Origin of the sequence: Humibacter sp. RRB41 (assembly GCF_022761015.1) — a bacterium.
Taxonomy (GTDB): Bacteria; Actinomycetota; Actinomycetes; order Actinomycetales; family Microbacteriaceae; genus Humibacter.
In genome coordinates, this window is sequence record NZ_JAKWJQ010000003.1 from 83,537 (window position 1) to 108,445 (window position 24,909).

The window sequence follows — 24,909 nt, forward strand, 5'->3', positions numbered from 1 at the left end:
TTCGGCCGCGTTGCGGTTGAATCAACTGTGACCGAACTTCGCCGCGTACCGCTCAACGTCCTCGATCTGGCCGGCCGAGGTGCCGGCCAGACCAACGCGGATGCCGTCGCAGGCAGCATCCGTCTCGCCCAGGTCGCCGAATCGCTCGGGTTCCGGCGCTTCTGGGTGGCAGAGCATCACGGCATGCCGGCGGTCGCGTCCAGCGCTCCGGCTGTGCTGATTGCGGCGATCGCCGCTCGCACCGAGCGTATCCGCGTCGGCAGCGGGGGAGTGATGCTGCCCAACCACGCCCCGCTCGTGGTGGCGGAGCAGTTCGGCACGCTGCGCGCACTCTACGGCGACCGCATCGACCTCGGCATCGGCCGCGCGCCTGGCACCGATCAGGCGACCGCTGCAGCATTGCGCCGCAGCCCGGATGCCCTCGGTGCCGAAGACTTTCCGCAACAGCTCCTCGACCTGCTCGGCTTCTTCACCGGCGGCTTCGCGCCGGACGACCCGCTTGCGGGTCTGCGAGCCGTCCCTGGACTCGGTGATCAGCCCGAGGTATGGCTGCTCGGCTCCAGCGGTTACAGCGCCCAGGTCGCCGCAGCGCTCGGGCTGCCGTTCGCGTTCGCGCACCACTTCGCCGGTGAGCACACCGAGGAAGCGCTCGCGCTCTACCGAGACCGGTTCCAGCCGAGCGCCACGCTCGAGGCGCCGCACGCCATGATCGCGGTCAATGTGGTGGCGGATGACGACCCGGAGAAGGTGCGCCGCCAATCGTTGCCGTCCGCGCTGTCGTTCCTGCAGATGCGACGTGGACAGAAGCCGGAGCCGGTGTCCGTCGACGAGGCCGCGAAATACGAATTCAGCCAGTTGGAGCTGGACTTCATCGCAGAACGCAACGCACGGCAGGCGCTCGGCACGCCGGATGTCGTGCGCGAAAGGCTTGCGTCTCTGCTGCACTCCACTGGAGCCGACGAGCTGATGATCGCCTCCGGCGCCGCCGAATCGGATGCCCGAGCCCGCTCCCTCGAGATCGTCGCCGAGCTCTTCCCGTCGGCGCCGTCCGATACACCGCAGATTTGACGATCCGCCGTACGGCAAGCGGGGCTTCCGTACGGTGCATGGTGAGACTTGCGGTGTGGAGCGATTACGCGGACCGGCGATGGGATGCAACGCGATGGATCCTTTCGACCCATCGTGTAGCCATATCACCACTAGTTATGATATGACTATCCAATGGCTGAAGGGACGTCTCCGCGCTCACCGATCAGAGACCAGCATCCGATCGAGCAAGGAGTGACTGCCATTTCGGTGACCCTTGCTCGGTGGTCGGAGGACGATCTCCCACTGCTCGAGCAGGCTAATACGCCCGCGATGACCCAATTCCTTGGTGGTCCCGAGACCGATGAACAGGTGGTTGCGCGTCATGCCAAGTACCTTGGCTACTGGGACGAGGACCTCGGGTGGTGGTATCGGGTCGATGCCGATCAGGTGGGAGCTGGAGGCATCGGGTACTGGCCTGTCGAGCATGAGGGCGTGGCCGCATACGAACTCGGCTGGCACGTCCTGCCTGCATTTCAGGGGCGCGGTATCGCTACACGGGCCCTGCAGGCGATCATTCCGATCGTGGCAGCGCGTGGCGATCGTGCGCTGCTCATCGCTTCTCCGAGTGTCGATAACCTCGCGTCGAATGCGGTGTGCCGTGCCGCCGGGTTCGTCCGTGCCGGCTCGCACACCGTGCCATGGCGGGGTGGCACACTGACCTTCAACACCTGGGTGCACGAGCTGGGAGATCGGACGTAGCCGCGGGCCTCGTTCACGGCATCACCCGTGCCGGTGAGACATCGTGGTGCGATACTTTCGCGCTCGTTGCGATCGCGAGCCTGGTCATCCTGGCTGCCTTCAGCGTTCGCCCAAACATGAGCCAACCAGCCCGTTGCTCTCACCGATGCGCCGAGCGCACACCGCCTTCCTCGACGCGTGATCTTGCCGAGAGAGCACGGCCAACGGCCGGCACATCACGATGTCGTTCAAGTAGCAATACACACTAGTTATGATATAACTAGTCCATGATCGAAGAAATCGCGGCCCGCGCGGGCCGATCAGAGACCAGCATTCATGTGAGTCGGGAGGGGCTGCGGCGCCTGGGCGCGTGGTCCGCCACACGCCGCTACACCGTCCGAGCCGACCGCTCCCGGATCGTCCTCGACCTTCGTGAGGCATGTCGCAGATTCACCGGAGTCACCGTCACGGCCGAGCTGGTGGAGACCACGCTGATCCTGCTCGTCGAGGACGGAACGCAGGTGAGGAACGAGGTCGAGTGGTCCGGCAAGGGCACGTTCAAGGACCGGTGGGGTCACGGCGAGAACGGGGCTGGAACGCTGACGGTCCTCGGAAGTGCTCAAGGCAGCGAGGTGCGTATTCATCGCGGCGGTGTCGCGGTCCTGGACGATTTGACCTCGTGGGAACGACTGCGGGAGCTGAGGGGACAGGAAGGCGCCACCGAGGTCGAGCACGTTGCGGTGCTGGTCGTGGGCGGCGGATACGCGGGCACCGCGATGGTGATGTTCCTGGCGCAGAACGGGATCCGTGCGTTGATGGTGGATCGCCATGACCAGCCCGGCGTGCAGGGGCGGGCGCGCGGGGTGAACCAACGCACGATGGAGCTCTACCGCGCGGCGGGGATGAGTCGTGAAGTGGAGAAGCTGTCCGCCCCGTTTGCCGGTGACGCAGGAGTCGCCCGGTGCGCCTCACTGTCGGAACCGTGGGAGTGGTTGTTCGATCCGGAGCCGGATCCTCGACTGGAGGCGATCAGTCCCGCCCGGTTCGTGATGGCCGATCAGAACACTGTCGAGCCGGTACTGACCGATCAAGCACGTGAGTGGGGTGCGCGGATCGAGCGCGGCGTCGCCGTCGAGCAGGTCACTGTCAACGACACCGGCGCCGAGGCGACCCTGCGGAACCTGGCGAACGGGACGACCCGCAGGGTGCGCTGCGACTACCTGATCGCCGCAGACGGATACGCCAGCGGCATTCGCGAGTCGCTGGGCATCGGACGCGACGGACCGCAAGAGGCGCAGGACTGGGTTAGCATCATCTTCGACGCCGACCTGGACGATCTGGTGGAACGGCGCGCATTGTTCTGGATCGTACTCAACCAGCAGCTCGGGTTCGCCTCGCTCACCACGACCGCCGATCCGAATCGGTGGAGCCTGGGACTCACATTCGACCCGACCACGACTCCGTTGAGTTCGTTCGACACGGACAAATGCGTCGACCTGATCCGCACCGCGGTCGGCGACCGCGACCGTCCGGTGAGAGTCGTGGACGTGACACCGTGGCAGCAGGCGGTCGGGGTTGCTGCTGCATACCGGCACCAGAGCGCCTTCCTGGTCGGCGACGCCGCCCACGTCTGGCCGCCGGCCGGCGCGATGGGAGCCAACTCGGGCATTCAAGATGCCCATAACCTCGCCTGGAAGCTCGCCGCGGTCCTCGACGGACGCGCTGACCCTGTGCTGCTCGACAGCTACGAGGCCGAACGTCGGCCCGTCGCACAGGCACTCGCCGATCTCACCGTGCGTCGCCAAGCGGCGCGATTCAGCGGCGGGCCCGATGACGATGTCGACGACATCGTCTGCACCTTCGGTCAGCGCTACCACTCCGGCGCTGTTCTCGGCGCCACCGGAACATTCCCGTTCGCCGACGCGGTGGCCGACGTCGCCGAGCCCGGTGCCCGGATGCCGCACACCTGGATCGACACCGCTCACAAGACGAGCCTCCTCGACTTGACCGGAACGGAATTCGTTCTGGCTGTGGCCGACCACGCCGACGAATGGCGGCAGGAACTCGACGCCGAGGGCGTCAGGGTGCAACAAGTCGACCCGGATGCGCTGCCCAAGGGTGCGGGCGCCGCCCTGATCCGGCCCGATGGATACGTAGCCTGGATCGCAGGCGCCTCGGAGTTGAACGCAGAAGCGGTCCGCGACGCGATAGGCGAAGTGCTGGGATCCACGGCACATGCAGAAGGGTGACAAGGCTGTGAACATGACCGCCCCCTCCAACACCATGCGACCAAGCGCGCTTGGCCTGATCGTCCTCGGCATGCTCATCGAAGAGCCGATGCACGTCTACCGGATGCAGAAGCTCATCAAGGAACGCGGCAAGGCCAAGGTCGTGAACGTGCGACAGCGCACCAGCCTGCACCAGATCCTCGACCGGCTCACCGCCCGGGGCCTCGTCGACCACACCACCCAGCGGGATACCTCGGAGAACTACCCTGAGCGCCGCGTGTACAGCATCACAGCCGCTGGCAGGCAGGTCGCGGTCGACTGGCTGACCGAGATGGTGACCGGACTCCCCGACGAGTTCCCCCAGTTCCCCGCCGCGCTCTCCGTGCTCACCATGATCGGTCCGGATGCCGCAGCCGGGCTGATCTCGGCCCGAATCATCACTATCGAGACCACGCTGGAGGCGATGCGCGCCGAACGGGTCGGATTCGAGGACGTCCCGCGCGTCTATCTGCTCGAAGACGAATATCGCACCCGCAACCTTGAGGCCGAGGCCGCCTGGCTTGCTGAAGTCCTGCAAGACATCCGCGGCGGCGTCCTGACCTGGCAGGCACCAGAGGAGTCTTCGCCCGGCCGTGCAGATGACACGACATGCTGACCGGACTTCATCACTCACGCTCCGAGTCCGTGATCTGGAGCGGTCGCATCGAAAGTTCTCCGAAGGGGCATGAGTTCATGGGCGCGGTCGTGCAATCGGACAGCGCGGGTTCGCTCAAATGCCTGTGACGTCGCGAAAGGAGCACACGTGAACCGCGGCGCGACCAATGACGCTGCGGTATGCGCCAGGATGACTGTCCGCCTGGACATTGCTGACGACCATTTGCTCGCAACCGCTCTGGATGAACCGTCAGTGATTCGAGCGCTGAACGGACGCAAGACAATCAAAGCCATAGTCCGCGCGCCAAGACTCGTCAGCCTGGTCGTGTAGTCGGCTGCTCTCTCTGCGGCGCAACGTCGGGGTGCGCCCACCGCTACCGCCGACTGACACACGCGAGTTGTGACATGAAGAAGGGGCCGGTCTTTCGACCGGCCCCTTCTTCATGTCACAACGTCGGGGTGACAGGATTTGAACCTGCGGCCTCTTCGTCCCGAACGAAGCGCGCTACCAAGCTGCGCCACACCCCGATAGCCCCGAAAGGCCTCCATAAGAATACACGCTGGCCGATGGCCGGACGACCACGATGCGGGCTGTAGGAGCGGGCATCCTGTCGGCCACGTGTGAGGATCACGGCGGAGTCGTGGTGCCCCCGGTGGATGTTCCGCCGCCGGTCGTGCCCTTGTTCTGCCCGGGCGGATTTGCTCCATTTCCCGGCTTTCCGGGAGTCGGAGCCGGCGCGGCCGGTGCAGTCGTCTTCGGCTGCGGCGGCGGTGTGTATCTGCCGATCAAGTTCTGGTCGGGGGCGATGAACGGGGCTCCACCGTAGACCTGGTCGAGCGCCGTCTGGATCTGTTTCACGACCGGGAACTTCGCATTGTTCGCCTGCTGGCCGTTCAGGTAGACATAGTGCAGATCAGTATCGAGTGCACCGGATATCAAACCGAGCCACGTGGCCTGAGCCACCTTCGTCGTCGAGGTGATCAGCCAGTTCTCCTGTGCGTAGTCAGTGGTGCCGGTCTTTCCCATGATCGGAATTCCGTCATACGGGTTCGCCCCGACCGCTGTGCCGTTCGTCAGCACATGTTGGAGCGCCCACGTGACTGTCGCGGCCACATTGGACGGTATCGCCTGTTTGCACACGGTCTTCGGCACGGGAAGCGACTTGCCATCATTGTCGACGATCTTGTCGATCGCCACCGGCGTGCATGTCTTGCCGCCATTGGCGATGCCCGCGTACGCCTCCGCCTGCGTGAGCGGCGAGATGTAGTTGCCACTGCCGATCACCATCGGGGGGTTGATGATCCACGGGTTGCCGTCGGGCGGGGGCGCTGGGTTCGCCGGGTGCACGCCAAGTGCTTGGGCAGCATTGGAGATGTCGCAGAGGTTGAGCTTCGTCGCCATCATCGCGAATGCCGTGTTGACCGAGTCCTCAGTCGCCTGCAGCACCGACATGTAGCCGCCCTCGGACGACTCATCGTTCGCGACCGGCCAGACCACGTTGCCGAATCCGTCGCCGCACGTGGCGAATTCGGATTCGGGGAACGAATGAACGTTGGCATTGACCGTCTCGTTGATGGTGTGGCCCGCCTCGAGCCAGGCGATCAGGTCGTACGGCTTGAACGACGAACCGACTTGAAAGCCGTTGGACCCTCCGTAATCGCTGTCGGTCGTGTAGTTGACCGCTGTCGTGCCGGCCGGTGCATCAGCGCTGTCGTTGTACTGCTTGCTTTCGACCATGGTGACGACGCGCCCCGTTCCCACCTCCATGGAGACGTTCGCCCCGCCCAGGTCCAGGCCTGGATAGTCCGGGGGGACATAACTGCTGATCGCCGCTTGCGCCACGTTCTGGAGGTCGAGGTTCAGGCTCGTGTAGACGTTGATCCCGCCCTGCTGAAACAGCGCCTCCCGATCGTCGGTCGTCTTACCGAAAACCGGATTCTCCAAAAGAGTGTGCTCGACGTAGTCGCAGAAGAAGCCGGCGTCGTAGGCGACTGCGCTCGTGCATCCGGACTGCTTCGGTGTGATCTTCGGCACGATCTTCGTGGCGACCGCCTGCGTGTATTCGGTCTTCGTGATCGAGTGGTTGTGGAGCATCCGGCTCAGCACGTAGTCCCGGCGATCCTTCGCCGCCGCATACCCGTTCTTCGACGTGTTGTCGAGGGCGTTGTCGCTCGGCTTGATCGACTGGTCGTCGATGCGCAGGTAGTTGGGGTTGTTCAGAATCGCGATCATGGTCGCGGCCTGAGGCAGTGTCAGGTCTTTCGCGTCGACGTCGAAGTAGTACTCGGCCGCAGCCTGGATACCGTACACCTGCCCGCCGAACCCGACGATGTTGAGGTAGCTGAGCAGGATCTGGTCTTTGCTGTAGCGCTTGTCGAGCCCGATCGCGTAGCGGATCTCCTGCAGCTTGCGCTGCACGGTCACTCCGGCGGCATCCTTGTAGCAGGCCTCGAACTTGGCTTGCTGCTTCTTCTGCACGTCGGCCGCCGCATCGGGATCGACCGCATCCTCTTGATCGCAACGCTGCACGAGGATGTTCTTCACATACTGCTGCGTGATCGACGACCCGCCCTGCACGTCGTTGCCAGCGGCCGTCGACAGCGCCCCGCGCACTGTGCCGAACACGTCGATGCCGCCCTCGCTGTAGAACCGAGGATCCTCCGTCGCGACCGCGGCGTCCTTGACGGACTGGGAGATGGCATCCCACGCCACGTCCTCGCGGTTCTGCGCGTAGAACGTCGCGATGGGCACCTGCTTGCCACCCTTGTTGGCATAGAAAGTGGTCGTCTGATCAAGCGGCTGCGGCGCCAGATAATCCGGAAGGCCGTCGAACACGCCCGTGGCGTTGCTGACGGCCAAGGATGTCACGGCGGCCGCCGGCGTGATGGCGGCGACGACGAGAATGCCGGCCACCGCGCTCATCGCGATGAAGCCTCCGAGAGCCCCCAGAGCCCGACCAGGTGAAGTCACCATCCGAGGCTACGCTCGCCCCGGCCGATTCGGACGTGTTGGCTGCCGGTGTTCGCATTACGGGGCGACGGATGCTCCGAGCACGCGCCTTACGCGGCTCAACCGCCCGTCGATGGCGGGTTCGTCGCCGGCGCGCTCGGGGATGGCGAGCTTGTCGGTTGCGGGTTCGTCCCGGTGCCCGTGCCAGTTCCGGAGCCCGTCCCCGTACCGGTTCCGTTCGACGTGTCGCCTCCGGTCGTCGAGTTGTTCTGGGTCGTGGACTCCGACGATCCGTACAACAGCGTGCTCGGCGGCGTGGTGAACTCGCTGCCCCCGTAGTTGCTGTCCAGGGCCTGCAGAATCGTGCGCGCCGCATAGAACTTGGCGTTCGCCAATTCCGACCCGTTGTAGTCGTAGTACTGCAGGTCATCCGAGCCGGAGATCTGGCCGACCCAGATGGCGTTGGCCACCTTGGAGCTCGAGGTCACGAGCCAGTTCTGCTCGTAGTTGTCGGTGGTGCCGGTCTTGGCGAGGATCGGCGTGCCGTCATCCGGTTCGGCCCTGGTCGCCGTGCCGTCGGTGATGACGTGTTCGAGCGTCCACGCCATCGCTGCTGCGACCGTCGCCGGAATGGCCTGGGTACACGTCGACTTCGGAACCGCCACGTTCTCGCCGGCGGTGGTCGTGATCTTGTCGATGGCGATGTTGGTGCAGAACATGCCGTTGTTCGCGATGCCGGCGTAGGCGGTGGCCATGGTCAGCGGCGAGATGTAGTTCGTGCCGATGACCATCGACGGCACGATCTGGAAGGGGTTCGTCTGGGGCGATGCGGAATGCACGCCGAGCGCCTCTGCCACCTTCGCGATGTCGCACAGGTCGAGTTGGGTCGCCATCTGCATGAAGGCGGTGTTCACCGATTCCTCTGTCGCGTTGAGCACACTCATCTCACCGCCCTCGGAGGATTCGTCGTTGTACACCTGGTACGGGCTCCCGCTCAGCTGCCCGCCTTGACACGACGCGGTGAACTCGTCCAAGGGAAAGGAGTATCCGGAGTAGTGCGCGTCGATGTCCTCCGTCGCGGTGTGACCGGCCTCGAGCCAGGCTGCGAGGTCGAACGCCTTGAACGCCGATCCGGTCTGGAAGCCGGCCGAGCCCCCGTAGTCGTAGTCGGTGTTGTAGTTGACCGCGGTGGTGGATGCGTCACCGGTCCCGGCATCGTCGTACGCCTTGTTCTCCACCATCGTGACGATGCGGCCCGTTCCGACTTCCACGGAGTCATTCGCTCCACCGATGTCGACGTCGGTATCCGTAGCGGGCACCCACGTGCTCAGCGCGCTCTGCGCGGTGTTCTGCAGGTCGAGGTTGAGCGTCGTGTAGACATTCAGGCCACCACGCTGGAACTTCAGTTCTCGCTGGTCGGCGGTCTTGCCGAACGTCGGGTCCTGCAGCAGCACGTGCTCGACGTAGTTGCAGAAGAATCCCGCGTCGTAGGCGACGGCCGACTGGCATCCGGACTGGGTCGACGTGATCTTCGGAGTGATCGGGGTCGCGACCGCCTTCTTGTATTGAGTTTCGGTGATCGACTTGTGCACGAGCATCCGTTGCAGCACGTAGTCACGGCGTTCCTTGGTCGCCGCGAAGCCGTCCTTCGAATCGTTGTCCTGTGCCGACGAATCCGGCTTGATCGCCTGGTCGTCGACGCGCAGGTAGTTCGGGTTGTTGAGGATGGCCACGAGGGTCGCGGACTCGGGCAGCGTGAGCTGATCGGCGTCGACGTCGAAGTAGTACTTCGCCGCGGCCTGCACGCCGTAGATCTCACCGCCGAATCCGACGATGTTCAGGTAGGACTGCAGGATATCTTGCTTGCTGTACTTCTTGCTGAGGCCGACGGCGTAGCGGATCTCCTGGATCTTGCGCGACACCGTCACGCCCGCGGCATCCGCGTAGCACTGCTCGAAGACCTTCTCCTGCTTGGCCTGCACCTTCGCGGACGCATCGGGATCGACTTGATCCTGCTCGTCGCAGCGCTGAACCAGGATGTTCTTCACGTACTGCTGTGTGATCGAGGAGCCGCCCTGCACGTCGCTGCCCGACGAGGTCGCGAGTGCGCCACGGATCGTGCCGTAGATGTCGATGCCGCCCTCCGTGTAGAAGCGGGGGTCTTCGGTGTCGACCGCGGCATCCTTCACGGTCTGTGCGATCTGCTTCCACGAGACGTCTTCGCGGTTCTGCGCGTAGAAGGTGGCGATCGGCACCTCTTTGCCGCCCTTGGTGGCGTAGAAGGTGCTGGTCTGGTCGAGGGGCTGAAGGGCGAGGTAGTCGGGGAGGCCGTTGAAGGTGTCGGTCGCGTCGCTGACAGCCAGGGACGCGACCGCCGCGGTGGGAGTCACCACGGCGGCGACGAGAACTCCGGCAACCGCACTCATCGCGACGAAAGCGCCAAGAGCCCCCAGGATGCGTTTCGAAGTCACTTGGGAAGGCTAGGTGGCCACTCTGGCCCTATCGTGCACGAAGGCTATGCCTGATTTCAGAATCGGCTGTCGATCTGATCCGAGCGGATGCCCGTCAGTGCAGGTCAGCGCGCGTCGTGCGTGGACTCGCGCGGCACGAGCGTGAGCAGCGTCGCCTCTGGCCGGCACGCGAAACGTACCGGGGAGTAGATCGAGGTGCCGAGACCCGCGGACACGTTCAGGTAGGCGACTCGCAGCGCGTGCGTCCACATGCTCAGACCCTTCACCTGGCGTCGCGGAATGTCGCAGTTGGTCACCAGCGCCCCATATCCCGGTACGCAGACCTGGCCGCCGTGCGTGTGGCCGGCGAAGATCATGCTGGCGCCGTAGGTGACGAAGGAGTCGAGGATGCGTCGGTACGGAGCGTGCGCGACGCCGATCGACACGGTGGGCGCGTCATCCGACACCTCGGATGCCCGCAGTTCGTCGAGCGCGCCGGTGACGGTGTCGAGGCGGTCGAAGTTGCGATGCGGGTCATCCACACCGAAGAATTCGAGCCGCGTGCCGTTGACGGTGAGCTCCCCGACGGTGTTGTTCAGGTCGAGCCATCCAAGGTCGTCGCGGAAGAACCCGGTGAGCTCTCCGGTGTCGAGGTTCGACGGTTTCACGTGCACCGTCGACGGACCGCTGAAGTACTTCATCGGGTTCTTCGGCGTCGGCCCGTAATAGTCGTTCGACCCGTTCACGAAGACGCCCGGTATGCCGCGGAACGGCTCGAGCGCGTACTCGACGCCCTCGAAACCGCGCTCGTGTCCGAGGTTGTCACCGGTGTCGACGATCAGATCGGGGGCGAACGCCGCCAGCGAGCGGATCCACTCCTGCTTGTCACGCTGCCAGGGCGCCATGTGCAAGTCGCTGATGTGCAGCACGCGCATGGGCTTCGCTCCGACCGGCAGCACGGGTGCGCCCACCTGACGCAGTGCGTACCAGCGCCGCTCGACAAGGGATGCCCACAGCAGCGAGCCCACGGATGCCGCGCCGAGCGCGAGTGCGACCGTTCCGATCGCACTCGCGCCACGTCGCCGGGCCATCAGGCGTCGCCCCTATCCATTGGTGGCGGGGGGATCGGAACTCTTCCCGGAATCCTTCACCGACAGCTTCACCTTGGTGTTCGGGGTTGCCGCGGTGCCGGCCGGCGGATCGGTTCCTGTCACGACGGCTTCAGGATCACCGTTGTAATTCACGTTGAATCCTGCGTCCGTGAGCGTCTTCTCGGCATCGGATGCCTTCTTGCCGCTCACATCGGGTATCGCGACTTGGTTGCCCTTCGACGTGTACACCGTCACAGATGCGCCGATGCCCGTAGTCGATCCGGCGGCCGGGTTCGTACTCGCCACCGTGCCTGCCGGCTGTGCCGAATCGACCGCACCACCGTCCTGATATTGCAGGCCGAGGCTCTGCAGGGTGCTCTGCGCATCTGCCGGCGACTTGCCTGTCAGGTCGGGCACGGTGATCTGCTTGGCCTGCAGCACGGTGCCGGTGGGCTGCGGGAAGGCGCCGCCGCCGTACACGCTGTTGAGCGCGGCGATGATCGGTTTTGCGACATAGAGTTTTGCGTCGCGGCCGTAGTACCCGTTGAGGTACAGATTGCCGAAGTTCACCCAGTTGCCGTCGGTCTGCTGCGTCTGGCCCACCCAGGTCGCCTGCGCGACCTTGGTGGTGGAGGAGACGAACCAGTTCTGTGCAGCGTCGTCGGTGGTACCCGTCTTGCCCATGATCGGAATGCCGTCGTAGGGGTTGGCCAGGGTACCCGTACCACCCGTCAGCACGCCCTGAAGCGCACGGATCGCGCCGGCGGCCACGTTCGCGTCGACACCCTGTGTGCACTTGGTGGGCGTCACAGGGAGTGCCTTGCCGCTCGGGTCGAGGATCTTGTCGATGCCGACCGGCGTGCACCACTTGCCTCCGTTGGCGATGCCCGCGTAGGCGGTGGCCATCGTGAGCGGCGACAGGTCGTTCGTTCCGAGGATCGTCGCGGGGCTGCCCAGCAGAACGTTGGGCACTTCCTTGCCGTTGGCGTCCACCGTGTAGGGGTTCGCCGGGTGGATTCCCATGTTCAGTGCCGTCTGACGGATGCCGCACAGGTCGAGCTGAGTTCCCATCACGGCGAACGCGGTGTTGACCGACTCGGCTGTGGCGGTGGAAACGCTCATGTTGCCGCCCTCGCCCGCCGTGTCGTTACCCACCGACCAGCTCGAGGTCCATGAGGTGTCGGGACAGGTGGTGTGCCATCGGTTCGCCGCGAACGTGGTGGTCGATGTCGGCGCATTGACGTAGTCGTTGATCGAGTGGCCCTCCTTGAGCCACTCGAGCAGCGTGAACGCCTTGTACGTCGATCCGGTCTGGAACCCGCCGGAGCCGCCGTCCTCGAAGTCGGTGTTGAAGTTGACGCCCGTTGAGTTCGGATCAGTGGACGAGGTCGCGGTGTAGTTGGTGTTCTGCACCATCGTGACGACACGGCCCGTGTTCAACTCCTCGGAGACGTTCGATCCTCCCAGAGCGACGCCCGACATCGAACCCGGCACAACGGCGCTCAGTGAGTTCTGTGCCACCGCCTGCAGGTCGAGGTTCAAAGGGGTGTAGATCTTGAGTCCGCCTGCTCGAAGCAGCGCGTCCCGCTCGTCGGCGGTTTTGGCCAGGCTGGTGTCGTCCTGGATCAGGTGCTGCACCCAATCGCAGTAGTAGGCAGCCTGATACTTGGCCGCGGTCTCACAGCCGTTGGGCTGCGGCGTGATCTTGGGCTCGATCTTCGTCTTAACCGCTGCCTCGTATTGTGCCTTCGTGATCTTGTCGGCCTTCAACATGCTGCGCAGCACGTAGTCGCGGCGGGCGAGCGTGAGCTTGAAGCCGTTGTCGGCGTTGTTCGCCGTGTTGACCGTCTTGGCCTGATCGATGCGCAGGTTGGACGGATTGTTGAGGATCGCCACCAGCGTCGCCGCCTGCGGCAGCGTGAGCGTCTTCGCTGTTGCGCCGAAGTAGTAACGGGCGGCGGATTCGATGCCGTACACCGAACCGCCGAACCCGGCGATGTTCAGATATCCGTTGAGGATCTCGTTCTTCGAGTACTTCTTCTCGAGGCCGATCGCCTGCTTCATCTCTTCGAGCTTGCGGGAGATGGTGGGATCGGTGGCGTCGTTGTAGCAGGTCTCGTACTTCTTGTCCTGCGCTGCCTGCAACTTCTTCTGCTTCGCAGCGTCTGAGTTCTGAACGACGATGTTCAGCTTCTCGCACTTCTGCACCTTGACGTTCTTCACGTACTGCTGCGTGATCGACGAGCCACCCGCGGTGGATTTGTGCAGAAGCCCGGTCAGGACGATGGCCTTGGCCGTGCCCTGGAGATCGATGCCGCCGTGCTCATAGAAGCGCGGGTCCTCCGTTGCCACGGCCGCGTCCTTGACCACCTGGGAGATCGCATCCCAGCCGACCTCGACGCGGTTCTGCGAATAGAACGTGGCGATCGGCACCTCTTTGCCGCCCTTGGTGGCGTAGATGGTGGAGTTCTGGGGGAGTGCCTCGATCTGCAGATACTCGGGGAGGCCGTCGAAGGCGCCGATTCCGTCGTTCGCGGCCATGCCGGTGACGGCGATCGCCGGGGTCACCGCAGCTGTCACAAGAAGGCCGGCGACGACACTCATTCCAATGAATGCGCCGAGGGCGCCGAGCGCACCTCTAGCCGTGGGTTTTCGGGCAGACATGCGAATCAGGCTATCGGCAGAACCTGGCAAAACCCGCACCAGGCGTACCCACTTTGGATACAGTCGCGCCCGTTCACCACCTGGGGAGGACGAGCTGCCGGCGCCTGCTGTGCGGTTGTCAGGCATCCGACCGTTTCCCACCCCGCTCACAGGAGACGCACACCTGCGGTCGTCGGATGCCTGCCCCGAGATCGATCACGCGCTGTATGTTGCGCGAAGCATCCGTGATGGGATTGCCTTGGGACGCGTCGCTCGCGCGACCAACGGCGGGCTCTCACCCGCCGAGGACGAGAGAAGAGGAAGAGATGCGTCGCTGGGAGTACATCACCGCGCCGCTGTTCGTGCACAACACGGCAGCGATACTCAACAACTGGGGCTCGGAGGGCTGGGAACTCGTGCAGGTCATCACGGGGCCGGAAGGCGGCCTGGTGGCTTACTTCAAGCGTCCGGTGGAGGAAGCCTGATGGGTGCGGAGGCGCGGCTCGCGGAGCTGGGCATCGAGCTGCCGGATGTCGTTCCTCCCGTCGCCGCGTACGTGCCGGCTCTCGTGAGCGGCTCGCTCGTCTTCACCGCCGGACAGCTGCCGATGGTCTCGGGCGCGCTGCCCGCGACGGGCAAAGTGGGCGACGGGCACGGGCTCGTCCCCGCGGATGACGCGCAGCAGCTCGCCCGCGTCGCGACACTCAACGCGCTCGCCGCCGTGAAGTCGGTGCTGGGTTCGCTGGACCGCGTCACGCAGGTGGTCAAGGTCACCGGATTCGTGGCATCCGACCCGTCGTTCACGGGGCAGCCTGCCGTCGTCAACGGCGCATCGCTCCTGCTCGGCGAGGTCTTCGGCGACGCGGGCAAGCACGCCAGGTCGGCGGTCGGCGTCGCGGTGCTGCCGCTGGATGCCCCGGTCGAGGTGGAGCTCGTCGTCGCGTTCGAGTAGGGGTTCCTCGCGGCCCCTCGTCCTCAGTCCTCCGCGGGCGCGGGGCCCGTGAGCTTCTCTGTGATGATCGACATCACGGTGGTGTCCGCAAGCGTCGTCGTGTCGCCGACCGGGCGTCCCTCTGCGACGTCGCGCAGCAGGCGGCGCATGATCTTGCCGCTGCGGGTCTTGGGAAGCTCCTCCACCACGTAGATGTCGCGCGGGCGGGCGATCGCGCCGATCTGCTGGGCGACGTGCTTGCGCAGCTCGGCGGAGACATCCATGGATGCTGCGGACTCGCGCTGATTCTGCTTGATGATCACGAAGGCGACGACGGCCTGACCCGTCGTCTCATCGGATGCCCCCACCACGGCGGCCTCCGCCGTGAACGGATGCGCGACGAGCGCCGACTCGATCTCGGCCGTCGAGAGTCGGTGTCCTGAGATGTTCATCACGTCATCCACCCGGCCGAGCAGCCAGATCTCGCCGTCCTTGTCGCGACGGGCGCCGTCGCCAGCGAAGTACGTGTCGCCGAACTTCGCCCAGTAGGTCTCCTTGTAGCGATCCGGGTCACCCCAGATTCCGCGCAGCATCGACGGCCACGGCTCGGTGATCACGAGAAGGCCGCCTTCGTCGGGGCCGACGGACACGCCTGCATCCGACACGACATCCACCGAGATGCCGGGCAATGGCACTTGAGCGCTTCCGGGCTTCGTGACGGTCACGCCGGGCAGGGCGGAGATCATGATGGCGCCGGTCTCGGTCTGCCACCAGGTGTCGACCACCGGGGTGCTGTCGCCGCCGATGACCTCGCGGTACCAGATCCACGCCTCGGGGTTGATCGGCTCGCCGACCGAGCCGAGCACGCGCAGCGACGACAGGTCGTACTGCTGCGGAATCTGACGGCCCTGCTTCATGAACGAGCGGATGGCCGTCGGCGCCGTGTAGAAGATGCTCACCTTGTACTTCTCGATGAGCTGCCACCAGCGGCCCGCCTGCGGGTATTCCGGCGTCCCCTCGTACATCACCTGTGTTGCACCGTTCGCCAGCGGTCCGTAGACGACGTAGGTGTGTCCGGTGATCCAGCCGACGTCCGCCGAGCACCAGTAGACATCCGTCTCGGGGTGCAGGTCGAAGACGTTCTTGTGCGTGTAGGCGGCCTGCGTGAGGTAGCCGCCCGACGTGTGCACGATGCCCTTCGGCTTTCCGGTCGTGCCGCTCGTGTAGAGGATGAACAGCGGATGCTCGGCCGTGAACGGCTTCGCCTCGTGGTCGGCGTCGACCTGCGGAAGCTCCTCGTGCCACCAGAGGTCGCGTCCCTCGACCCACTCCACGTCGTTTCCGCCGCGGCGCACGACGAGAACGTTCTGCACGTTGGTTCCGCCGTCGGCGAGTGCGGCGTCGACGGCGTTCTTGAGCGGGAAGACGGCACCTTTGCGGTATCCGCCGTCCGCGGTGATGACGAGCTTCGCGTTCGCGTCGTCGATGCGCGAGCGGAGGCTGTCTGCGCTGAACCCGCCGAACACGACCGAGTGCACGGCACCGATGCGCGCGACGGCGAGCATCGCGACGACCGCCTCGGGGATCATCGGCAGGTAGATCGCCACGCGATCTCCCTCGCGCACGCCCAGGCTCGTGAGCAGGTTCGCCGCCCGCTTCACGTCCGCCGTCAGTTCGGCGTAAGTGATGCTGCGGGAGTCGCCGGGCTCACCCTCCCAGTGGATGGCCACCCGGTCGCCGTTGCCCGCGAGTACATGGCGGTCGAGGCAGTTGTACGCGACGTTCAGCTCACCGTCGTCGAACCACTTGGCGAACGGCGGATTAGTCCAGTCGAGCGTGCGGGTGAACGGCTTGTGCCAGTGCACCAGCTCGCGGGACTGCTTCGCCCAGAATCCGAGGCGGTCCTGCGCTGCCTCCTCGTAGAGTTCGGCGCTCGCGACGGCATTCGCGACGAACTCCTGGTCGGGCGCGAACCGGCGCGACTCGTGCAACAGGTTGTCGATCGTGTCTGAGGACATGGATTTCGCTCCTTCGCGAGGTGTGTCAAGGGGCGGCTGGCACAACGCAGACGACGATACCGGTTGGCCGCCCACTCGTGCGACGGCGCGTGTCGGGTAACCGCTCTCTCAGGCCGTCGACGCACTTAAACATCGGTGTGAAAAAACCCTCTTGCGCAACCCCTCCGATGGCGTACACTATCGATCGGCCGAATGATAATTCTGGCGTGCGGCGAGCGTGATTCCCCCCAATCCCTCGTCGCTGAGGCGGCACCTGTTCCCCCCAATAGGTGCCGCCCCTTGCTTTTAACTCACGGCTCCAACACGCACTGATCAGGCGCGGCTCGTCCTCCACAGGGGTGACGATGTCCCGGCCCTCCACTGAACGGCCGATTCGCGCCTCGAGTCACGATTCGTGCTCGTAGCGTCGCCCCATGCCGGTCCTCATCAGCGCACGATCCTCGTCGGTGCCCTTCGTGCCGACGCCAGAGGACGTCGGAATGGAGCCGCCGCGCGCCGGACGGGACCTTCTCCCCGGAGACGAAGAGTGCAATGCGGTCCATGGACTCCGCACCCATGGCGGGCCGTCATTCGTCTCGGCTGCGGGCGGCAGGAACGGCGGAGACGGCGATTTCCCTTTCGACTTCGGCGACGGGAATAGGGACGGAGACGGGCCGAGTGTCATGCCGGGTACCCGCGGGGGACACGGAGCGTGGCCCGACACCGGCGAGGCAGAAGCATCAACTCCTTTCGCGGGACGGGGACCCACGGCGGTCGACGACGAATGGACAGGAACGCTGACGGAGGCATCCGCTCCCGACTGGACCGCATTCGGGCCGCTGGCGCCGTACGTCGCCGCGGACGGCGTGACGGATGTCTTCGTCAACGGTCGGTTCGGACTGTGGTTCGACGCCGGGGCCGGCGCCGTTCACGATCCGTCGTGGTCTTGCGACGAGCGGTCCTTGCGCGCGATCGCCGTTCGCCTCGTCGCCCTCGGCGGTCGCCATGTCGACGAAGCCAACCCGTGCGTCGACGTTCGGCTCGCGGGAGGCATCCGCATCCACGTCGTGCTTCCTCCGGTCTCGACGACGGGCACCCTCGTGTCGATCCGGGTGCCGCGGCAGGTCAGATTCACCCTCGAGCAGCTGGATGCCGCAGGCATGCTCGGTGCGCATCGCGCTCGTCTCGAACAGGCCGTTCGCGATCGCGTGAACCTTCTCATCACGGGCGCGGCCGGCTCCGGCAAGACCACCCTCTTGTCCGCGCTGCTGGCGCGGGCATCCGAGCACGAGCGCATCGTGTGCATCGAGGATGTCGCCGAACTGCACGTGCGACATCCGCACGTCGTCGCCCTCGAATCGCGACAGGCGAACCTCGAGGGCGCCGGCGCGATCGGACTGGACCGTCTCGTGCGCGAAGCACTTCGAATGCGACCGGATCGCCTGGTGGTCGGCGAGTGCCGCGGCGCCGAGGTACGCGAGTTGATGTCCGCGCTGAACACCGGTCACGACGGCGGCGCCGGCACGCTGCACGCCAACTCGATGGTCGACGTACCCGCCCGGCTCGAGGCCCTCGGTGCGCTCGCGGGCATGGACGCATCCGCGCTCGCGCGACAGGCGGTGAGCGCCTTCGATCTGGTGGTGCATCTGCATCGCGAGCGGGGCATCCGCTCGGTTGCCGGCTGCGCGACGCTGAGGTGCGATCCGGGCGGACGACTCACCGTTCGGGAACTGGGACCGTGAGCGCGCGAACGGGTGCCGATCGCACGCGCGCCAAGCGTCCACCGGTGGAAGCCGTCGCCGATGTTGCGCAACGTCTGGCGGTGCTCCTGGCGGCGGGCGTGCCGCCGACGGCAGCCTGGCGATACCTTTCCGAGTCGTCGACGGCCGTGCGACGCGACCGCGGATCCATCGTGACGACGGCCGAGATCGTCGCGAGCGCGGCCATGGCTGCGTCCCGCGGCGCGGACGTGTCAAGGGCGATCGCGTCCGCGGTCGATCGCGCGACGGCTGCCGGCACCGTCGATCGCAGACGGAAGACCGACGATGCGACGCGGAGCGCGTGGTTCGGCCTCGGCGCGGCCCTGAGAGTTGCGACGGAATCGGGAACGCCGCTGGCCGACGCGCTGCGCGTACTGGCCGGAGCACTCCGCGATGTGGGTCAGACGCAACGCGACCGGAACGCGGCCCTGGCCGGGCCAAGGGCGACGGCGCGCACGGTGCTCGCATTGCCGGTCGTTGGACTGTTGTTCGGCGCAGGACTCGGGTTCGACACGCTGCACGTGCTGTTCGCGACGGCCGCGGGAATCGGATGCCTGATCGCCGGCATCGTCCTCATGCTCGTCGCGAACGCCTGGAATCGTGCCCTGGTGCGGCGCGCCACCCCTCGCGAAACGATGCCCGGCCTTGCCCTCGAACTCGTCGCCATGGCGATGGCAGGCGGCGGCTCCGTTCCGGCGGCCCTCGCGCACGCGACGAATGCCTGCGCCGACTTCGATCTCGCCCCGCCGTCGGACGATGCGGTGCAGCCCGTGCTCGCGCTCGCGCAACGCGCCGGAGTGGGCTCCATCGAGCTGCTGCGCGCCGAGGCGGACCAGACGAGACGGGACGCGCGGAGCGGGGCGCAAGAGGCATCCGCTTCGCTCGCGGTGCGCCTGATGGCGCCCCTCGCCGTGTGTGTGCTGCCTGCCTTCATGCTGCTGTCGGTTGCACCGCTGGTGCTGTCGATCCTGTCGTCCACAATCGGCGGACTCTGATGGCTCCGCACCGATCAGCAGACGGTGGCAACACGGTCTTCGCCCTCGGAGCAGGCTCGAATCGGATCGACTCAGCAGCTCTCATGGCGATCGGGTCGTTCCGTCGCTCACGAACACGTTTTCGTACCTCATGAATCAGGAGAAGCCCATGCGCTCATCACGATCCGTCTCCCTCAAGCAGAGCAGATTCCTCATCGCGCTGCGAAATCTCGGGATCGACGACAGCGGCTCGGCGACCGCCGAATACGCGGTCGCAACCATGGCCGCCGTCGGATTCGCCGGGATGCTGGTGTTGATTCTGCGTGGCGACGAGGTACGCGGCATCCTCACCGACCTGATCAGACGCGCGCTCACGGTGGCGAACTGACGTGCGCGCGATGCGATCGGTCTTCGCACCGCGGCCGCGCGAGCGCATGCTTCAGCCGAGCGCGGAAACCGGCAGCGTGACGGCGGAATTCGTGGCGATCGTGCCGGCGATTCTGCTGGTGCTGACGTTCTGCCTCGGTGCTGTGCAGGTGGTGGTCCAGCAGGCCAGGCTCACCGACGCGGCCGCCGACGGCGCACGATCGATCGCACGCGGCGATGCGGTCGGTACGGCAGACGGGAACATGATCGCTGCAGTCGGCAGTGCCTCGGTGTCCGTGGACCGAAGCGGCGACTACGTCTGCGTCACCGCCCGTCAGGGTGCCGCTGGGCCGGCTTCTCTGACGGGGATGAGTGTGACAGGGAAGGGATGTGCATTGGGTGACGACGAGGCCGTCTCGAGCGGGGGAGGCGACGAATGACCGGGCGTGCCGTCGCCTGTACAGCCGGCCGCGACGAGCGTGGTTCGGCGACCGTTGCGGTGGTCGGACTGCTCGCGGCGCTGTTGGTGGTCAGCCTCGCCGCGATCGGGGTGTGCGGCCTGCTGGCTGCCAAGCAGCACGTTGCCGCCGCAGCTGACACGGCCGCGCTCGCCGCGGCGGATGCCGTCAGCGGGCGAGTCTCAGGCTATCCCTGCGATCGAGCGGGACGAGCTGCGGCGCTCAATGGCGCAACCCTCGCGTCCTGCACGATCGATGGTCTGGATGCCGTGGTCAGCGCGAGTTGGACGGTCGCCGGCGTACCGATCACCGTGTGGGCGCGAGCCGGACCGCCATCCGCCCGATGACGGCGTTGGGGAACAACGCGCGAAGGACTTCTGCGCAGCGGACCGATGCGCAGAAGATCGATGCGCGGATGATCAATCGAAGAGTGCCTCGATGAACCGGTAGTCGACGGCCGAAGGACGGTCGGAGTGTGCGGAGTCCGACGCGTATTCGAGTCCTCCGGACCGTGTATAGACGTACCGCTTCGCGCCGGACGAGGCAGGAATCTCCAACCTCGCTTGCGGCTCTCCCGAGTCGAGGAAGTCGGTTGTGACGGTCTTACCCTCGAGTGGGCCGTCGGTCAGCTTCGCGGTATATGCGCCGCTCGATGAAGTACCCATATGGCCATTGTCCCCTTGCTCCTCCGGGGGTCAACCCCGGCGCACGCGCCCGATGCGCTGCGCGAATACACCAGGAATTCCGCCATGCCGACTCCGATCGAAGATTAGGCAGTCCAGCGGAGAACGTGTGTATGGTGTGCCTGATGAGCGGCGCGGCTTAGCTGAAGAGCGAGTTGCAGGCCCTCATCGGGGGCGAAAGCGGGGGCGATCGGCAGGCGCAGTGATGCTGCGCCCGGTCTGAAGCGACAGCCGATTCACGCACATGACTTGCATTGCAGGTCCGACAGGATTCAGCACTGGAATAAGGAGACAGGTGCCAGGAAACAAGCTGGTCATCGTCGAGTCGCCGACCAAGGTCACCTCGATCAAGAAGTACCTGGGTGATGGCTACACGGTCGAGGCCTCGGTAGGACACATCCGCGATCTCATCGAGCCGAAGGACATCCCGGCGGAGAAGAAGCGCGGCGCCTTCGGGCAGTTCGGTGTCGACGTCGACAACGACTTCGAGCCGTATTACGTCGTGTCCGATCGAGCCCGCAAGACCGTCGCGAACCTGAAACGCGCTCTCAAAGACGCCGATGAGCTCTTGCTCGCCACTGATGAAGACCGCGAGGGCGAGGCCATCGCGTGGCATCTGCTCGAGGAGCTCAAGCCGAAGGTCCCCGTCAAGCGCATGGTGTTCCACGAGATCACCAAGGAGGCCATCGAGGCCGCTCGTGAGAACACGCGCGACCTCGACATGGCGCTCGTAGACGCACAGGAGACCAGGCGCATCCTGGACCGTCTCTACGGGTACGAGGTGTCACCCGTGCTCTGGCGCAAGGTGAGGCAGGGTCTCTCCGCCGGCCGGGTGCAGTCCCCTGCGACAAGGCTGATCGTCGATCGCGAGCGGGAGCGGATGGCGTTCGTCGCGGCATCCTATTGGGACCTGATCGCCCAGTTCGCGCCTGCGGCAGACGAGGCCGCCTTCGAGTCCAGGCTCGCGAGGGTCGACGGCCAGAGGGTCGCCTCCGGTCGCGACTTCGACGACCGCGGACAGCTCACCGGTAAGGCGACCGTCTTCGACGAGTCGTCCGCTCGAGCTCTCGCGGATGCCGTGATCGCACCGAGCACCACCGTCGTCGTCACGAAGCTGGAGACGAAGCCGTACTCGCGGCGCCCCGCCGCTCCGTTCACCACCTCGACCATGCAGCAGGAAGCGGCCCGCAAGCTGCGCTTCACCGCACGGCAGACGATGAGCGTCGCGCAGTCGCTGTACGAAAACGGCCACATCACCTACATGCGCACCGACTCGCCGTCGCTGTCCACGCAGGCGGTCAACGCTGCCAGGTCGCAGGCGACCGCCCTGTACGGGGCGGAGTCGATCCCCGACAAGCCGCGGGCGTACACGGGCAAGAGCAAGAACGCTCAGGAGGCTCACGAGGCGATCCGCCCCGCCGGCGAGTCCTGGCGTACGCCGGCGTCGATGGCATCCGTTCTGCACGGCAACGACCTGCGGCTGTACGAGTTGATCTGGAAGCGCACCGTTGCATCTCAGATGGCCGACGCCAAGGGCCAGACCGCTTCGGTCACGATCGAGGCGGGTGTGCACACCGGGTCCCTCGACGGCACGATCGCCGAGTTCACCGCGAGCGGCACCGTGATCACGTTCCGCGGCTTCCTCCAGGCCTATGAAGAAGGACGCGACGAGGAGCGCAACGCGGATGCCGCGGCGTCCGACGCCAAGCTCCCTCCGCTGAAGGAGGGCCAGACGCTCCTCGTGCAGGACGTCGAGGCGAAAGGACACGAGACCACGCCGCCGCCGCGTTACACGGAGGCGAGCCTTGTCAAGCGACTCGAGGAGCTCGGTGTCGGGCGTCCGTCGACGTACGCGGCGATCATCTCGACCATCGTGGATCGCGGCTACGTGACGGCGCAGGGTCAGTCGCTCATTCCGAACTGGATCGCCTTCGCTGTGGTCCGTCTGCTCGAGGATCACTTCGGCGACCTCGTGGAGTACGACTTCACGGCGGAACTGGAAGACGACCTGGACCGCATCGCCGATGGCGAAGAGACCCGCGCGACCTGGCTGAAGGGCTTCTACTTCGGCAGCGACAGCCACCGCGGGTTGCGCACCGTCGTCGACAATCTGGGCGAGATCGATGCGAGGGAGATCAACTCCGTTCGCATCGCCGACGACATCACTCTGCGAATCGGCCGTTACGGTCCGTATCTCGAGGTGGCGGAACCGGGTGCTGCGGCGGATGCGACGCCGCGCCGGGTCAACATCCCGCCGGAGCTGGCGCCCGACGAACTCACCGTGGCGAAGGCGCGGGAGCTCATCGACGCGCCGGTGCAGTCCGACCGCGAGCTCGGCGTCAACCCCGACAACGGCAAGCTCGTCGTGGTCAAGGACGGTCGATTCGGCCCGTACGTCACCGAGGTCGACGCAGAGATCGCTCCGGTCGCAGACACGGTGGACATCACGGATGCCGTCGACGAGGTCGTCGACCTCGAGACCGGCGAGGTTGCGCCGGCGAAGAAGAAGAAGGCGAAGGCCGCGAAAGCGTCGAAGGCAGTCGAGAAACCTCGCACGGCATCCCTGTTCAAGAGCATGGACCCGGCCAGCATCGATCTCGACTCCGCGCTGAAGTTGCTCGATCTGCCGCGCACAGTCGGCGAAGATCCCGAGACCGGTGAGCCGATCCTCGCCCAGAACGGCCGATACGGTGCCTACCTCAAGAAGGGGGCGGACACCCGATCGCTGACCGGCGAAGACGCGATCTTCGACATCGACCTCGCAGGGGCTCTCGAGCTGTTCGCTCAGCCCAAGTACGGCGCGCGCCGGGCATCGAACGCGCTCAAGGAGTTCGAGGCAGACCCCGTCAGCGGCAAGCCGATCAGGGTCAAGGACGGGCGGTTCGGCCCGTACGTCACCGACGGCGAGACGAATGCGACGATCCCGCGCGGTGAGACCGTCGAAGAAGTCGACTTCAAGCGCGCGATACAGCTGCTCGCCGACAAGCGCGCCAAGGGTCCGGTGAAGCGTGGCGCTGGAACGAAGCGTCCTGCGGCCAAGACGACTGCCGCCAAGGCGAGCACGACGAAGACGACTGCGGCGAAAGCGACCGCGAAGACCAGCACGGCGAGGGCGACCGCGAAGACCACGACGGCCAGGAAGACCACAGCGGCCAAGGCCCCGGCACGCAAGGCCCCCGCACGCAAGGCCACCGGATCGAGCGGCGCGGAGTCGTGACCGACGCGGCACCTCGGGCAGGCGATGCGATCCTCGAGCGCGGGCTCTTCATCACGTTCGAGGGCGGCGACGGTTCCGGAAAGTCGACCCAGGCATCCCTTCTCTATCGGTACCTGATCGAGCAGGGGCTGACCGCGCTGCACACCAGGGAGCCGGGCGGCACGGATGTCGGCCACGAGATCCGTGAGTTGGTGCTGCACCACCGCGGCGACATCGTCCCCCGCGCCGAGGCACTGCTCTACGCGGCGGACCGCGCGCACCATGTCGCCACCGTCGTGCGACCCGCCCTCGAGGCCGGAACGATCGTGGTGCAGGACCGCTACCTCGACTCGTCCGTCGCCTACCAGGGCGTCGGGCGCGAACTCGACGCCGTCGAAGTGCGCGAGTTGTCGCTGTGGGCGACCCAGGGGCTGCTGCCCGACCTCACCGTGCTGCTCGACATCGACGAAGCGGACGCCCGAGCCCGCCTCGACGCCGCCAACAAGCGCTTCGACCGGTTGGAGGCTCAGGGCGCGGAGTTCCATGCGCGGGTGCGCACGGCGTTCCTGGCATTGGCAGAGGTGGAGAAGGACCGGTTCTTCGTGGTGAACGGCGCTGAACCCGCCGAAGCGCTCGCTACTCGGATCGCCGAACACGTGGACGGACTCCTCGCCCGTCACGGCGGCGCTGCAGGCGCGGGCGACGTTCCACGGGACACTGCCGCTGCCCCAGCGCACGGCACCGACACCCGTTCCCTGTAG

19 protein-coding genes and 1 tRNA gene are annotated in these 24,909 nt (G+C 65.9%); 13 read left to right on the forward strand and 7 right to left on the reverse strand.

The genetic code is table 11. The features are described 5' to 3' along the window. Positions 1–27 precede the first annotated feature (27 nt). From MJ603_RS09065 to MJ603_RS09080, 4 genes are all read left to right on the forward strand, one after another. Positions 28–1,068, forward strand: a complete 1,041-nt coding sequence (locus MJ603_RS09065) for an LLM class flavin-dependent oxidoreductase (RefSeq protein WP_243063390.1) — start codon at positions 28–30, stop codon at positions 1,066–1,068. A 213-nt stretch (positions 1,069–1,281) separates the two neighbouring features. After that, positions 1,282–1,788, forward strand: coding sequence for a GNAT family N-acetyltransferase (locus MJ603_RS09070; protein ID WP_243063391.1), 507 nt, complete (start codon positions 1,282–1,284; stop codon positions 1,786–1,788). A gap of 266 nt (positions 1,789–2,054) precedes the next feature. Next, positions 2,055–4,016, forward strand: coding sequence for an FAD-dependent monooxygenase (locus tag MJ603_RS09075; protein ID WP_243063392.1), 1,962 nt, complete (start codon positions 2,055–2,057; stop codon positions 4,014–4,016). Positions 4,017–4,029: 13 nt separating this feature from the next. Continuing rightward, positions 4,030–4,650, forward strand: coding sequence for a PadR family transcriptional regulator (locus MJ603_RS09080; RefSeq protein WP_243063393.1), 621 nt, complete (start codon positions 4,030–4,032; stop codon positions 4,648–4,650). Positions 4,651–5,103: 453 nt separating this feature from the next. On the opposite strand, the gene MJ603_RS09085 is transcribed toward MJ603_RS09080, so the two are convergent. From MJ603_RS09085 to MJ603_RS09105, 5 genes are all read right to left on the reverse strand, one after another. Continuing rightward, positions 5,104–5,177 (reverse strand) — tRNA-Pro (locus MJ603_RS09085). A gap of 100 nt (positions 5,178–5,277) precedes the next feature. Further along, on the reverse strand, positions 5,278–7,620 hold the full coding sequence (locus MJ603_RS09090) for a transglycosylase domain-containing protein (RefSeq protein ID WP_243063394.1): 2,343 nt from the start codon (positions 7,618–7,620) through the stop codon (positions 5,278–5,280). Between the two features lie 98 nt (positions 7,621–7,718). Further along, positions 7,719–10,070, reverse strand: a complete 2,352-nt coding sequence (locus tag MJ603_RS09095; protein ID WP_243063395.1) for a transglycosylase domain-containing protein — start codon at positions 10,068–10,070, stop codon at positions 7,719–7,721. 104 nt (positions 10,071–10,174) lie between these two features. Then, complete coding sequence (locus tag MJ603_RS09100; protein WP_243063396.1) at positions 10,175–11,140, reverse strand: metallophosphoesterase; 966 nt, start codon at positions 11,138–11,140, stop codon at positions 10,175–10,177. 12 nt (positions 11,141–11,152) lie between these two features. Next, on the reverse strand, positions 11,153–13,804 hold the full coding sequence (locus MJ603_RS09105) for a transglycosylase domain-containing protein (protein ID WP_243063397.1): 2,652 nt from the start codon (positions 13,802–13,804) through the stop codon (positions 11,153–11,155). A gap of 305 nt (positions 13,805–14,109) precedes the next feature. Between MJ603_RS09105 and MJ603_RS09110 the strand changes: the two genes are divergently transcribed. Together MJ603_RS09110 and MJ603_RS09115 are read left to right on the forward strand one after the other, a co-directional pair. Then, on the forward strand, positions 14,110–14,268 hold the full coding sequence (locus MJ603_RS09110) for a DUF4177 domain-containing protein (protein ID WP_243063398.1): 159 nt from the start codon (positions 14,110–14,112) through the stop codon (positions 14,266–14,268). Further along, entirely contained in the window at positions 14,268–14,735 is a 468-nt protein-coding gene (locus MJ603_RS09115) for a RidA family protein (RefSeq protein WP_243063399.1), read from the forward strand. The genes MJ603_RS09110 and MJ603_RS09115 overlap by 1 nt, the downstream gene beginning before the upstream one ends. Positions 14,736–14,758: 23 nt before the next feature. On the opposite strand, the gene acs is transcribed toward MJ603_RS09115, so the two are convergent. Continuing rightward, positions 14,759–16,732, reverse strand: a complete 1,974-nt coding sequence (acs, locus tag MJ603_RS09120; RefSeq protein WP_243063400.1) for an acetate--CoA ligase — start codon at positions 16,730–16,732, stop codon at positions 14,759–14,761. Between the two features lie 413 nt (positions 16,733–17,145). Between acs and MJ603_RS09125 the strand changes: the two genes are divergently transcribed. From MJ603_RS09125 to MJ603_RS09145, 5 genes are all read left to right on the forward strand, one after another. Beyond that, on the forward strand, positions 17,146–18,453 hold the full coding sequence (locus MJ603_RS09125; protein WP_308220580.1) for a TadA family conjugal transfer-associated ATPase: 1,308 nt from the start codon (positions 17,146–17,148) through the stop codon (positions 18,451–18,453). Between the two features lie 44 nt (positions 18,454–18,497). Then, complete coding sequence (locus MJ603_RS09130; RefSeq protein ID WP_243063401.1) at positions 18,498–19,466, forward strand: type II secretion system F family protein; 969 nt, start codon at positions 18,498–18,500, stop codon at positions 19,464–19,466. Between the two features lie 148 nt (positions 19,467–19,614). Beyond that, positions 19,615–19,833: a DUF4244 domain-containing protein gene (locus MJ603_RS09135; RefSeq protein ID WP_243063402.1), complete on the forward strand. Its 219-nt coding sequence runs from the start codon at positions 19,615–19,617 to the stop codon at positions 19,831–19,833. Positions 19,834–19,843: 10 nt separating this feature from the next. Further along, a complete protein-coding gene (locus MJ603_RS09140) occupies positions 19,844–20,251 on the forward strand; it encodes a TadE/TadG family type IV pilus assembly protein (RefSeq protein ID WP_243063403.1) in 408 nt (135 codons plus the stop codon). Beyond that, on the forward strand, positions 20,248–20,616 hold the full coding sequence (locus MJ603_RS09145) for an Rv3654c family TadE-like protein (RefSeq protein ID WP_243063404.1): 369 nt from the start codon (positions 20,248–20,250) through the stop codon (positions 20,614–20,616). Before MJ603_RS09140 ends, MJ603_RS09145 begins: the two co-directional genes overlap by 4 nt. Before the next feature lie 72 nt (positions 20,617–20,688). Here the strand turns inward: MJ603_RS09145 and MJ603_RS09150 are convergent, their stop codons facing one another. After that, positions 20,689–20,934 carry a hypothetical protein gene (locus MJ603_RS09150; RefSeq protein WP_243063405.1) on the reverse strand — a complete coding sequence of 82 codons (246 nt, stop codon included), beginning with the start codon at positions 20,932–20,934 and terminating at the stop codon, positions 20,689–20,691. A gap of 313 nt (positions 20,935–21,247) precedes the next feature. On the opposite strand from MJ603_RS09150, the gene topA reads away from it, so the two are divergent. Both topA and tmk read left to right on the forward strand, forming a co-directional pair. After that, the gene (gene topA / locus MJ603_RS09155) at positions 21,248–24,169 is read left to right on the forward strand and encodes a type I DNA topoisomerase (protein WP_243063406.1); all 2,922 of its coding nucleotides are present in this window, start codon (positions 21,248–21,250) and stop codon (positions 24,167–24,169) included. After that, positions 24,166–24,909, forward strand: coding sequence for a dTMP kinase (gene tmk, locus MJ603_RS09160; RefSeq protein WP_243063407.1), 744 nt, complete (start codon positions 24,166–24,168; stop codon positions 24,907–24,909). The genes topA and tmk overlap by 4 nt, the downstream gene beginning before the upstream one ends.